The organism is Anabaena cylindrica UHCC 0172, from assembly GCF_034931625.1.
Taxonomy (GTDB): Bacteria; Cyanobacteriota; Cyanobacteriia; order Cyanobacteriales; family Nostocaceae; genus Anabaena; species Anabaena cylindrica_A.
The window spans coordinates 23,147-34,817 of the sequence record NZ_JAYGGY010000115.1 but is presented as its reverse complement, the minus strand read 5'-3'; the positions used below and the strand labels follow the sequence as shown (position 1 = coordinate 34,817).

General features: G+C 42.2%; 11 protein-coding genes. 3 read left to right on the top strand and 8 right to left on the bottom strand.

Annotation, left to right across the window (positions count from 1 at the left end; translation table 11 throughout):
* Positions 1–177 precede the first annotated feature (177 nt).
* Genes VB713_RS25500 through VB713_RS25490 form a run of 3 tightly spaced genes read right to left on the bottom strand, consistent with a single transcriptional unit; the run spans position 178 to position 4,951 of the window.
* Positions 178–2,775: a polynucleotide kinase-phosphatase gene (locus tag VB713_RS25500; RefSeq protein ID WP_323314289.1), complete on the bottom strand. Its 2,598-nt coding sequence runs from the start codon at positions 2,773–2,775 to the stop codon at positions 178–180.
* Positions 2,775–3,572: a HEAT repeat domain-containing protein gene (locus tag VB713_RS25495; protein WP_323314288.1), complete on the bottom strand. Its 798-nt coding sequence runs from the start codon at positions 3,570–3,572 to the stop codon at positions 2,775–2,777. The genes VB713_RS25500 and VB713_RS25495 overlap by 1 nt, the downstream gene beginning before the upstream one ends.
* The gene (locus tag VB713_RS25490; protein WP_323314287.1) at positions 3,569–4,951 is read right to left on the bottom strand and encodes a 3' terminal RNA ribose 2'-O-methyltransferase Hen1; all 1,383 of its coding nucleotides are present in this window, start codon (positions 4,949–4,951) and stop codon (positions 3,569–3,571) included. The genes VB713_RS25495 and VB713_RS25490 overlap by 4 nt, the downstream gene beginning before the upstream one ends.
* 121 nt (positions 4,952–5,072) lie before the next feature.
* Between VB713_RS25490 and VB713_RS25485 the strand changes: the two genes are divergently transcribed.
* Positions 5,073–5,570 carry a GNAT family N-acetyltransferase gene (locus VB713_RS25485; protein ID WP_323314286.1) on the top strand — a complete coding sequence of 166 codons (498 nt, stop codon included), beginning with the start codon at positions 5,073–5,075 and terminating at the stop codon, positions 5,568–5,570.
* A 278-nt stretch (positions 5,571–5,848) separates the two neighbouring features.
* Here the strand turns inward: VB713_RS25485 and VB713_RS25480 are convergent, their stop codons facing one another.
* Both VB713_RS25480 and VB713_RS25475 read right to left on the bottom strand, forming a co-directional pair.
* Positions 5,849–6,364, bottom strand: a complete 516-nt coding sequence (locus VB713_RS25480; RefSeq protein WP_323314285.1) for a hypothetical protein — start codon at positions 6,362–6,364, stop codon at positions 5,849–5,851.
* Positions 6,365–6,895: 531 nt separating this feature from the next.
* Positions 6,896–7,324, bottom strand: coding sequence for a hypothetical protein (locus VB713_RS25475; RefSeq protein WP_323314284.1), 429 nt, complete (start codon positions 7,322–7,324; stop codon positions 6,896–6,898).
* A gap of 101 nt (positions 7,325–7,425) precedes the next feature.
* On the opposite strand from VB713_RS25475, the gene pyrE reads away from it, so the two are divergent.
* Positions 7,426–8,079 carry an orotate phosphoribosyltransferase gene (pyrE, locus tag VB713_RS25470; RefSeq protein ID WP_323314283.1) on the top strand — a complete coding sequence of 218 codons (654 nt, stop codon included), beginning with the start codon at positions 7,426–7,428 and terminating at the stop codon, positions 8,077–8,079.
* 278 nt (positions 8,080–8,357) lie between these two features.
* Complete coding sequence (locus tag VB713_RS25465; protein ID WP_323314290.1) at positions 8,358–9,074, top strand: pirin family protein; 717 nt, start codon at positions 8,358–8,360, stop codon at positions 9,072–9,074.
* 235 nt (positions 9,075–9,309) lie between these two features.
* On the opposite strand, the gene VB713_RS25460 is transcribed toward VB713_RS25465, so the two are convergent.
* The 3 genes from VB713_RS25460 to petB all read right to left on the bottom strand — a co-directional run bounded on the left by VB713_RS25460 (position 9,310) and on the right by petB (position 11,430).
* Positions 9,310–9,753 carry an anti-sigma regulatory factor gene (locus VB713_RS25460; RefSeq protein WP_323314282.1) on the bottom strand — a complete coding sequence of 148 codons (444 nt, stop codon included), beginning with the start codon at positions 9,751–9,753 and terminating at the stop codon, positions 9,310–9,312.
* A 271-nt stretch (positions 9,754–10,024) separates the two neighbouring features.
* Positions 10,025–10,507, bottom strand: coding sequence for a cytochrome b6-f complex subunit IV (gene petD / locus VB713_RS25455; protein ID WP_015212944.1), 483 nt, complete (start codon positions 10,505–10,507; stop codon positions 10,025–10,027).
* 275 nt (positions 10,508–10,782) lie between these two features.
* Positions 10,783–11,430: a cytochrome b6 gene (gene petB / locus VB713_RS25450; protein ID WP_323314281.1), complete on the bottom strand. Its 648-nt coding sequence runs from the start codon at positions 11,428–11,430 to the stop codon at positions 10,783–10,785.
* Between the last annotated feature and the right edge of the window lie 241 nt (positions 11,431–11,671).

The window sequence follows — 11,671 nt, the reverse complement described above, 5'->3', positions numbered from 1 at the left end:
AACTCCACAAAAAAGATGTACTGCTTGCAGCAGCGCTAGTTCCCTCCGGGACGCTTTGCGTAGCTTGCTTCCCGTAGGGTACGCTATCTAATTTCACCAAATCAAAGTGACTTTTCTTCCCCCTGCTCCCTGCCCCCTGCCGTCACAACGACGGGATATTTTTTTAGTTGGAAGTCTCTAAAGTCGTGGATCAACTGGTTCGCTTTCCAATGCCAAAATACCGAAAACACATTCATGGACGCGGCGCAGAGGGGTATGGGCAACAAATCGTTCTAATGCCTCAACACCCAAAGCAAACTCGCGCATAGCCAGAGAACGCTTGTGAGATAACCCCCGTTGGCGCAGACGTTGCAGATTCTCCGGGGTTGAATATTCAGGGCCATAGATAATCCGCAGATATTCTTGTCCGCGACATTTCACTGCGGGCTGGACAATGCCGCGACTACCTCGAACGATAAAGTCTATCGGCTTGACAACCATACCTTCACCCCCGATTTGGGTAAGTTTTTCCCACCAATAAACGGCCTCTGCTTGACTGCTGGGGTCAGTCAAATCTATGACTTTATAGGCAGTTGCTAGGAGCAGGGCAGGGTCTGAATGGCAGATTTTAGCAATTTGCTCTATATGCCAGCGATGGTCTTTATCAATGTGGACAACCCCTTCTGTTGCCAAGATGTGAAAAGGGGCTAACCTTAATCCAGAAATATCAGTGACAGACCAGCAGTATTGGCGGTAGGCACTGACGTACTGATGTGCCATATCTGCACGTTGTTGGTAATGACTAAGTTGGGTGCTGATATCTACACCGCGATCGCTTGCTTGTTGTAAACAGTCAACAGTATTATTGAGAGCAATGCGTGATGCTACTCCCACTGGTGCATATTGTTGTCGTAATAGTCCCTGTGCTTTGGCTGACCACGGCATCAATTCACAGTCTAGACACACCCAGTCAGTTTGAAATTCTGACCAAAAACCACTCTGGGAAAGGGCAAGATTCACCCGATCTAAAAATTCTGTCTCTAGTGCCGAATCATCAAAAAACCTCCGTCCCGTGCGCGTATAGCAGATGCCAATGCCTTCATTGACGACACCAAATCGTTTCTCAGCAGCCGCTAAATCTCGGCAAATAATCACAACCGCCCGCGAACCCATGTGTTTCTCTTCACAGATTACTTGTGTAACTCCTGCATTTTGGTAGTATGCAAAAGCTTCGGCTGGATGTTCCAAAAATCCCGGCAATAGGGATGTTCCTACAGGGGACATGGTGGGGGGTAAATAAATCAGCCATTTGGGATTACAGGCAAAACGGCTCATCACTTCTAAAGCCGCGATGCCTGCGGCGGGCGGAGCCATCGCATTTTCTTCTCGAATAGTAATATGAGAATGAAGTCGGGTATTGATGATCCGCTTACCCACAACGTCCTCAATATACAAGACATCATCTAATTCCTGTTGGGATGTGCGTGTTGCGGAGTTCTGTATCAAAGGTTTTACAGGTTCACAGTAGACACGGGCAGCAGCAACACTCACCAGTTCCTTTTCTGGATAGCGGAGGGCAGTGAGTTTGCCACCAAAAACGCAGCCTGTATCTATATCAATAGTGTTATTCAACCATTCGGCTTCTGGCACAGGGGTATGTCCGTAAACCACCATCCCTTCACCCCTATACTCTCCTGCCCAGTTGTAGCGGACAGGTAAGCCAAATTCATCAATCTCGCCAGTGCTTTCGCCATAAAGAGCAAACTCACGCACAGCACCAGACCCCCGTCCTTGCATTTCCTGTTTCATGCCAGCGTGAGCCACTACTAACCGCCCCTCATCTAAAAGGTAGTGACTGATTAAGGAATCGAGAAACTTTTGCAGTTCTTTACTAAAAGCTTCTCGCACCTCATCGGGTAAAGCCTCAATCTCATTCAGGGTTTGCTCTAACCCATGATTAACCCGGACATTTTTACCGCGTAATTTCCGCAATAGTTTGTTTTCATGATTACCAGGAACGCAGAGAGCCGTACCTGAGAAAACCATGTTTCGCACTAATTTAACTGTATCTAAAATCCGCGTCCCCCGGTCTACCAAATCACCGAGAAATACTGCTTTGCGTCCTTCAGGATGGTAATAGATTGGATAGTCCCAGAGTGCGGGAGACGATTCTGCCCTTTTTTGATACCCTAACTGGTGAAGTAATATTTCCAGTTCATCACAACAACCATGAATATCCCCAATGATGTCAAAGGGGCCATGTTCGTGTTTGAGGTTGTTCCATAAAGGCTGACGCTCAATTTCGACGGCGGCGATTTCTTCTAAAGATTTGAGAGTGTAGACATAGCGAAAGCCTTCCTTTTCTAGACCTCGCAGAGAACGCCGCAACATTTGGGTATGACGACGCACTACATGGGAACCAAACTGACGATTGCTTCTTTGTTGATTACGTTCGTGGCATAATTCTTCTGGGAGATCGAGGACAATAGCGATCGCAAAACAGTGATACTGTCGTGCCATTTGCAGTAAAGGTTTGCGGTCTTCCATCTGCACATTGGTAGCATCAATGACTGTTAGTTTACCAGCCGCCAGCCGCTTTTCAGCAATGAAACGCAGCACCTCAAAGGCATCTTTAGTTGCAGATTGGCTATTTTCCTCATTTGACACCAACCCCCGACAAAAGTCGGAAGACAGCACCTCAAAAGGTTGAAAGTGTTTATGAGCAAAGGTCGATTTACCGGCACCAGAAGCACCGATGAGAACAATTAGCGATAATTCGGGAATAGTCAGCTTCATTAAGTTTGCTCCTGGCAATTATTTATAGCCCTTTCTAGCAAGAAGTTATTATCTTCAGTCCACCACTGTTTTAATTGCATCAAGGCTGGATAAAGTCCGGGATTGGCGAATTCTTCTGCTGCTTCAACGGCAAGTACACCAACATAGTCAGATAATAATTCTTCTATCAATCGAGTTAATATTCGTGAGTCTTTTCTTTTGGCTAAACCAACTAATGCTTCTCCATAAATTTCATAATTTTCATCTGTATTCTCATTAATAAAACGCTGATAAAGAGCTTCTCGAATAGCAATTGTATCAGTTTGAATTTGTGAACCTAATCCAAAAGTTGCCCAATTTCGCACTTCTCTATCCCGATCTGAAGACAATTCAATGAGAGTGCTGATGGCTAATTCATCTTCATATCCCAAAAGACCAAAGACAACTCCATAACGCACAGATGGGCTGGGGTGGTTTTTCAGTTGAATTAATGGGGCGATCGCTCTAGCATCGTGCAGATGTCCTAGTGCAATTCCAATTGAGTTGAGAACATCAATATTTTGCTCACATTCAAGCAATTCCAGTAAAATCGTTACAGACTCATGAGGAAAAGTCCGATTGGGTATCCCCAGCTGACCTAATATATCAGCGCCTAATTCTCTTTCCTGTGGGTTTTGACTACTGCACAATTTTGACGCAGCTAAGAAAACTTCCTGATTACCGCGAAAGTGCAGAATCCCAACTACATCGTCATTTTCTGACTTGAGAGCCAGTTCTATCAGTTCGTGGGTAGACCGGGGGTCACTGTGACGGTTCATCTTCTAAACACCGCCATTTGTGTGGGTGAGCCGACTTCTGAATCTTCCATCCCTATCGGTTGAAATTCCACAGTGTAGCCAAAGCTGTCTGCTACTTGGTTCGCCCAGTTTTGAAACTGCGATCGCGTCCATTCAAAGCGGTGGTCTTGATGTCGTAGTTTTCCTGCCGGCAGGTTCTCAAATTTGATATTGTATTCAATGTTGGGCGTTGTCACCACTACTGTTTTCGGCTGTGCAAACTCGAACAAAACTCGCTCAAATGCTCCCAGTCGCGGCAAATCAAGATGTTCAATCACCTCAATCACCGTCGCCGCATCATAGCCACTAAAGCGTTTATCTTGGTAAGTGAGTGCGCCTTGGATTAGTTGTAGGCGTTCCCACTGGTTACGCGGTAGGTGCAGACGGTCTAATCTTTCTTGGGCAATTTCTAGCGCTCTATAGGAAACATCAACACCTATAATCTGGGTAAAAAAGCTGTCTTTGAGGAGTATTTTCAGCAGATTCCCTTGACCACAGCCTAAATCAATCACCCGCCTTGCATTGCTTTGTTTGAGAGCCGCAATCACTGCATCCAAGCGCTGCTGATTTAAGCTAATGGGTTTTTCTACAGCCGCCTCTTCTTTTGCATGACTTTCTTCAGCGCTATCAGGATCGGGATTGTCTTCTTCTACTAGTTGCGCTAAAGCTAGACGAGTTAAGCGTTGCTGTCGTTTTAGATAACGCTTTGTAATTTGTTCTCGCGCTGGATGGTTAGTTAACCAGCCTTCACCATGACGTAGTAATTTTTCGATTTCTTCATCACCTACCCAGTAATGCTTATCGTCATCTAACACTGGAATTAGGACGTAGAGATGACTTAACAAATCACTCAAAGTTAGGGTGTGCTGAAGTTCGACGGTAAAGTATCGACTCTGCCCCCAGTCAGGGAATTTCTCATCTAAAATATGACCTTCGGCACTGACACTATAACCCAATGGTTCAAACAATTGCCGGAGAAACTCTTCCCCACCGCTACAAGGTAAAACCGATAGTTTTGCTACCAAAGGAATAGGCGTTTGCGCTAATTCTGGTAAGTCTTTGCAACGACCTCCTAAAGCCGTGCTAAACACTTGAGCGATCGCTACACTCAAAAAAGAAGAAGCAACATAAGGGCGATCGCTGACATATTGTTCTAGCCTTGCACCGCCTCCCCGCACCAACTTCACAGGATCAACATCCAACAACAACGCCACCGTACATCGCTCGACACTAGCTTCTGGATAGAAGATATGCGCCTTGCCAAAACTTAGGTCAAAAGACTGACAACGGTCTGGGTGTTTATGCAACAAGTAGCCTAACTCCGTTGCTGGGGAATGTGTCGTTGTGATTGTCAGCAGCATTTATTCACTTGTACAAAGGTTTAGGATTGAGGACTAGCGATCGCTAAGTCTATTGTTGTAGAAAAAGTAACAGTGTATTATTTGTGAATATTTTAACAACAATTTTTCCCTCATAGCAGCAATGATCATCCGCCATGCCACTGAAACTGACTTACCTGATATTGTCGCCATATACAACGCTGCCGTTCCTAGCTTGATGGCAACCGCTGATTTAGAGCCAGTATCTGTGGAAAGTCGTCTGGCTTGGTTTAAGGGCAGAGTACCCTCACAGCGCCCTCTATGGATAATTGAGATAGATGGTGCGATCGCTGGTTGGCTAAGTTTCCAATCTTTTTATGGCAGACCAGCTTACCATTCCACAGCCGAAATTAGTATTTACATTTCCCCAAACTTTCAAAAACAAGGTTTAGGAAAACAACTCTTAGCTAAAGCAATCAATGAAAGTTCCAATTTAGGATTAAAAACTTTAGTCAGCTTTATTTTTGCCCATAATCACCCCAGTTTGAAACTCTTTGAAAAATTTGGCTTTCAACATTGGGGACATTTACCCAAAATCGCTGATTTGGCTGGTGTTGAAAGGGATTTAATAATTATGGGATTGCGAGTTTGTAAACCATAATAAAATCAATTTTATCTAATAACTCAAGTTGCTAGTTATCTAGTTGAGAACGGTAATGGGTCATTGGTAATGGGTCATTAGTGAATAATTTTCTGTTTTAATCCTGTAAATCCTTAAATCCTGGATATCCTGATTCAGACATTTTCCCTAACTAGCAACTTACGTTACATACCATCCACTATTTTATTACCCGCAACTTGGGTTACTAGTACAGCATAGGATTGTCGGAGATTTAGAATGGTTGGTTTATTTACGCCCTGCTGTACTAGGTTATCTTACTAATTTGCCCAGGTAGGAGTAGATGGACGCGCAGCAGCGATCGCATGAAAGAATGCAAATAGCCTGTGGCTGGCTCGACCATTATCTCGGTATTTTTGTAGATCGAAAGACCGTAATTCTTTTTCTATCACGTCTTCGACATCAGCAGATAAATTTAACCTACCTTCATTGAGATAACATTCGGTTAAAAATAGCAATTTTTCAACATTAATTTCGTTGATTTCCCATTGAATCTCGACAGGAAACGCATAATTTTTTTCTAATGTTCCACCACGGTAAACATTTTCTACAAGCTGATTGCCGATAATATATTTAACTTTATGGATGTCAGCTAGTCCCAGCAAATCATCAGCAGTTGGCTTCAGTCCCAGACGGCGACGGAACACAGAATCAATAATTTCGTACTTGCTGTTATCTGGAAACACTGTAACAACTACTGCCGCAATGCCTTCGATATTGCCATAACATCCGATGATGTTTTTACTTTCTTCACCGCGAACAAACAAGATATCCATATGCAACAATTAAATTAATGATAGGAAATCGAAGTTATGGAACTTTCTAAGGTGAAACTGAACAATGCAAAACTCAACACTGATAATCTATCAGATTTTCTGGTAAAAATGGAGGCTTTGTACAAAAAATAACCCTTGAAGAAATATTAGTCCAATTCGTCCATGAATAACCTAATCCATCAGCACCCTCATGCACCTCATCCCACAGGAGTGAAAGCAGTGGAATCCTAAATAAATTTGTTGTTTAACCAAGCAACTAGGTAGGTAGGCGGGAAAATTTCAAGGTATGTCATTGCGAACGGAGCGTAACAGAGTGTTCGCGTAGCGTGCCGGAGGCTTTAGCAATCGCAAGGGTTTTGATGATTTTATATTTTGTTACATAGTTAGGTTTATTTGTGCCTACCTACTTAAACTATCAAGCCTAGCTACGGACACAAAGACGCATAAAAAAATTTTTCAGTCCTGAGTCCTGAGCGTAACTGAATACCACTCAGCACTCAGCACTCAGCACAAAAGCAGCAAACAGAATATTTAACGAGAAGTTAAAGTATCAAAGTTATATTCAGTACCAACTTTTAGCTGATTAGCATTGTACCGAGGAGACATCAACAGAGAAGTGTCGTAAGGATTCGGTAAATCAGGGGTACGAAGATATGGATCATTCATAGCTTGTTGAGTCAGAACATCGCGATAAAGAGTGTTAACCAACTCAGCATCTTTAGCGATTTCATTATCAGGGAAAGTTGTTCCGAACTTACCTCCAGGCCCCACCAAAGAATCTACTTGACGCTTTAAACTGCCATTATCGTAAAAATTAGGATCATGTCGAAAATAAGCTCTCTCGAAGCTATCACTCGTTGTTTCATAATTATCTGTTTGCATCTGAGCAACTACAGGAAAGGCAGTACTAGTAGCTAGAAGTACTAGTAATCCACCAAAGCCTTGCCATTTTATACCCATATTTACTACTCCTCAATTTTTGGACGAATCTTAATTTAAGCTTAATTTCAGAACTCTCATGAGTTTAACCTTTGGTGTAGCACAACTTTTAATTGTTTGTAATGTCTAATTCTACTGAAACATCTAACCAATCGGATATTTGGGCAACTACTACTGATTTAACAACCCTGCGTCAGAAGTTACTAGATTTATTTTGCCAACTTGCTTATCAAGAAGGTGATTTTGTTCTCTCTTCTGGACAGCAGAGTTCTTACTATATTAACGGTAAACAAGTAACACTCCACCCTCAAGGTGCTTTGGCAGTAGGCAGACTTTTGTTACAACTATTACCGGAAGATACACAAGCAGTGGCAGGTTTAACCTTGGGGGCTGACCCCATAGTTTCAGCAGTAAGTGTCGTTTCTGCCTATGAAAATCGACCCCTACCAGCTTTGATTATTCGCAAAGAAGCGAAAGGTCATGGGACAATGGCTTATATTGAAGGCCCCAGTTTGCCACAAGGTGCAAAAGTAGTGGTTTTAGAAGACGTTGTTACAACTGGGCAATCTGCACTGAAAGCTGTAGAGCGATTGCAAGCAGCAGGTTATACAGTCAATAGGGTAATTTCTTTGATAGACCGATTACAGGGGGGAGCAGAGTTATATCAGTCTCATGGGTTGAAATTTGATGTCCTGTTTTCAATTCGGGATTTACAAGAACAGTATCAGCAGATACACGCAAAATCCCAAATAATTAGTACTACTAATTCTAAGTGATATTGAGCCAAATACAGCAGGAGTCAAGAGTCAGGAACAAAACAGACTTGATATCTGGGCTTTGAATTTAAATTCTGATCTCATTTATCTGTAATCTGCTGTAAATCCCGTAGAGACGTTCCATGTAACGTCTCTACAGTCAGGAATAAAGCGAGTTTTAATAGTATCTTTTTGGTAAGTATGCAACTTTTAAGTGCGTACTTTTCATCTTATATGGGAACATCTTAAAATATATAGTAATCCTAAATAATTTATGAACTTTCGTAGGACTTAATATGATGTCTCAAAATACGATTAACTACATAATTCATGACGGAAATTCACGCGGTCATAGTCAAATTGACTGGCTTGATAGTTATCATACATTTTCCTTCAGTCATTTTCATGATCCCAAACGCATGGGATTTCGTTCTTTAAGAGTGATTAATGATGACCGCATTGCTGCTGGGGCTGGATTTCCTACTCACGGACATCGAGATATGGAAATCCTTACCTATGTTGTATCAGGTGCGGTTGAACATAAAGATAGTTTGGGTACAGGTTCAGTAATTCGTCCCGGTGACGCACAAATTATGAGTGCTGGTACTGGTATCATGCACAGTGAATTTAATCACTCAAAAACTGAAGAATTGCATTTATTGCAAATTTGGATGTTACCAGATACACCAGGATTATCACCAAGGTATGACCAAAAGGCTTTTTCTGTGGAAGAAAAGCGAGGAAAACTGCGATTAATCGCAGCTAAAGATGGACGTGATAATGCTGTAACTATTCACCAAGATATTGACTTATATGCATCTATTTTAGAGAAGGGTGATGTTGTAAATTATCATGTCCAGTCTCATCGTTATGCCTGGTTACAAATAGTAACTGGTGAAGCAACGTTCAATGGTCAAGAACTAAGAGCCGGTGACGGGGTGCAAATTACTGGAGAAGAGCAACTAGAAATTAGTACAAATCTCAGCGCGGAAATCTTGCTTTTTGACTTGGCTTAAACAAAAATTTAACCACCTTGTCACCCGTTAAGATGAAGTACAGAATCTAAATTCAAAGCCAGACAGCAAGCCAGTTTTACTCCTGACTCCTGACTCCTGAATTCTGAATTCTGCTATAAAAAGGGCTTTTTTCTGCTTAATCTTCTTTGATCACTATTGGATAAATCGACAATTTTCAGGTTCATAACCTGTTAAAAATTAAGGTTTCATCCCAATTTGACAGCAGAGGGTTAAGCTAATGTTGCCCTTCCAGACAATATTTGACAATCAGCAGACAATTTCTGTTATCAGTATCACGTTCATAAGTAACATGATCTGCCAAGCGCCGGAGGAGAAACCATCCATACCCACCTACTTGTAGAGTACCTGGCTCTGGCTCAATGATCGCGTCAGGATTAAACGGTTTTCCATAATCCCAAATTCTCATTTCTAGTCGGTCAACCCACAGACTCACTTCAATATCTATTGTTGTGTCTGGCGGTAAAGAACGATGAGCGTGGCGAACTGCGTTGGTAAAGCCTTCTGCTAATGCTAAATTGAGGCGATAGAGTTGGCTTTCTGACCAGCCGTATTGAGTTAAATATTGTAGACAGAATTGTTCAAACCATTGTTGCACCTGGTTTAAGAGCTTAAGATCGCTCTTCACTGTCAAATGGTCTTGCTGCACTATGGTAAGCATTGACCGTGACTTGAATATTAAGTAAATGAAAAATGCTAGTTTTGTTGGTTTGAGATTTGGGAACAGATTTTATTTTAGATCCAAAACTGTAAATTCCAGACAAAAACTAGACTTTGAAAATTAATGCCTGTGTGTTTTCAAAAGCATATTAGCCAGGAATATGAGTGACTAATGGACTATATAAGCCTTGCGGCTAAGTTGTTAGACTCATAACTTAGGTATATGCTCTTTAAACTCACAGGCATTACAGTACTTTGTGGGAAAAACTCAGTTAGAACAGTCCCAAAGTCAGAGATTTATCTAATGGTAATGCAGCACCAATACCTAACCAGATAGTTACAAAAGTACCAAACAAAAATACTGTTGTTGCTACTGGACGACGGAAGGGGTTTTGGAACTTATTCACGTTCTCAATGAAGGGAACGAGAATCAAACCCAAGGGTACAGCAGCCATTGCCAGTACTCCTAACAGTTTGTTAGGAAGAGAGCGTAAAATCTGGAAAACGGGATACAGATACCACTCTGGCAAAATTTCTAAGGGGGTAGCAAAAGGATTAGCTGGTTCACCAGTCATTGCGGGATCTAGCACTGCTAGAGCGACGATACAAGCGAATGAACCCATAATCACGATTGGGAACACGTAGAGCAAATCATTAGGCCAAGCGGGTTCACCATAATAGTTGTGACCCATGCCTTTGGCAAGTTTGGCTCTTAACTGAGGATCACTGAGATCCGGTTTTTTTTGCGTTGACATTTTGAAATTTGCTCTCCTGCTTAAATTAAGTTAAAGCATTTGTGAAAGCCATCAGCTATTTAGGTAAGCCGCACGCTTGTGCGTCTGGTTGAAAGCCACAAATTTAGTATGACACTAAGTTCTGTCTTGCTAGTTGAAATAAGTTTTTGTAGCTTTCAATGCTTACAGCTTCAGGGAATAGTGTTTGTTTTTCACTTAAATGTTATTTGCCCTAAGTTTAAAACAAACGACTCTGATCTGGAAACAGTTTGTACCTATTTAGTGATAATTTTCAGTTACAAAGGTCCAGAAATACCTTGTTTGCGGATCATCAAGAAGTGGAACAGCATGAATACTGCAATTAACCAAGGTAGAACAAAGGTGTGGGCGCTATAGTAGCGGGTTAGGGTCGCCTGACCGACGCTAGAACCACCACGTAGTAGGTCAGAAATTAGAACACCAACTACGGGAATTGCTTCGGGTACACCACTAACGATTTTTACAGCCCAGTAACCAACTTGATCCCAAGGTAGGGAGTAACCAGTCACACCGAAGGAAACTGTGATGACAGCGAGGATGACTCCACTTACCCAAGTCAGTTCGCGGGGTTTTTTGAAACCACCGGTTAGATAAACTCGGAAGACGTGCAGAATCATCATCAGCACCATCATGCTGGCTGACCAGCGGTGAATGGAGCGAATTAGCCAACCGAAGCTGACTTCATTCATGATGTACTCTACGGAGGAATAAGCTTCAGCTACTGTGGGTTTGTAGTAGAATGTCATCGCAAATCCAGTGGCAAACTGGATGAGGAAGCAAACGAGGGTAATTCCACCTAGACAATAGAAAATGTTGACGTGGGGAGGGACGTACTTACTGGTTACATCTTCAGCGAGCGCTTCAAGGTCTAAGCGTTCCTCAAACCAGTCATAAACGTTGGCCATACAATCTTAAGTTCCTAAAAATTGGTTGCGGTTGATAAATCTCCCAATAGCAATTTTGGGATTTTCACAAAGAGTAGCTTTCTTGCAGAATCGTTAAGATTTTCAGAAACTTAACACTCTGTAAATATCGAATATATTGCGATCTCTTTGCAAGCCAACGCTGAAAATGTTGGTTCCAAAGTAGATTTTATCGTTTTTGAGGAGGGATATGCACAGCAGCTGTTGATGACAACTTGATGAG

Excerpts from the sequence above, each read along its gene's own strand:
- VB713_RS25490 (WP_323314287.1), bottom strand. The coding sequence starts at position 4,951 with ATGCTGCTGACAATCACAACGACACATTCCCCAGCAACGGAGTTAGGC.
- VB713_RS25465 (WP_323314290.1), top strand. The coding sequence starts at position 8,358 with ATGTCTCAAAATACGATTAACTACATAATTCATGACGGAAATTCACGC.
- petB (WP_323314281.1), bottom strand. The coding sequence starts at position 11,430 with ATGGCCAACGTTTATGACTGGTTTGAGGAACGCTTAGACCTTGAAGCG.
- VB713_RS25485 (WP_323314286.1), top strand. The coding sequence starts at position 5,073 with ATGATCATCCGCCATGCCACTGAAACTGACTTACCTGATATTGTCGCC.
- VB713_RS25480 (WP_323314285.1), bottom strand. The coding sequence starts at position 6,364 with ATGGATATCTTGTTTGTTCGCGGTGAAGAAAGTAAAAACATCATCGGA.
- VB713_RS25500 (WP_323314289.1), bottom strand. The coding sequence starts at position 2,775 with ATGAAGCTGACTATTCCCGAATTATCGCTAATTGTTCTCATCGGTGCT.
- VB713_RS25460 (WP_323314282.1), bottom strand. The coding sequence starts at position 9,753 with ATGCTTACCATAGTGCAGCAAGACCATTTGACAGTGAAGAGCGATCTT.
- VB713_RS25475 (WP_323314284.1), bottom strand. The coding sequence starts at position 7,324 with ATGGGTATAAAATGGCAAGGCTTTGGTGGATTACTAGTACTTCTAGCT.
- petD (WP_015212944.1), bottom strand. The coding sequence starts at position 10,507 with ATGTCAACGCAAAAAAAACCGGATCTCAGTGATCCTCAGTTAAGAGCC.
- pyrE (WP_323314283.1), top strand. The coding sequence starts at position 7,426 with ATGTCTAATTCTACTGAAACATCTAACCAATCGGATATTTGGGCAACT.
- VB713_RS25495 (WP_323314288.1), bottom strand. The coding sequence starts at position 3,572 with ATGAACCGTCACAGTGACCCCCGGTCTACCCACGAACTGATAGAACTG.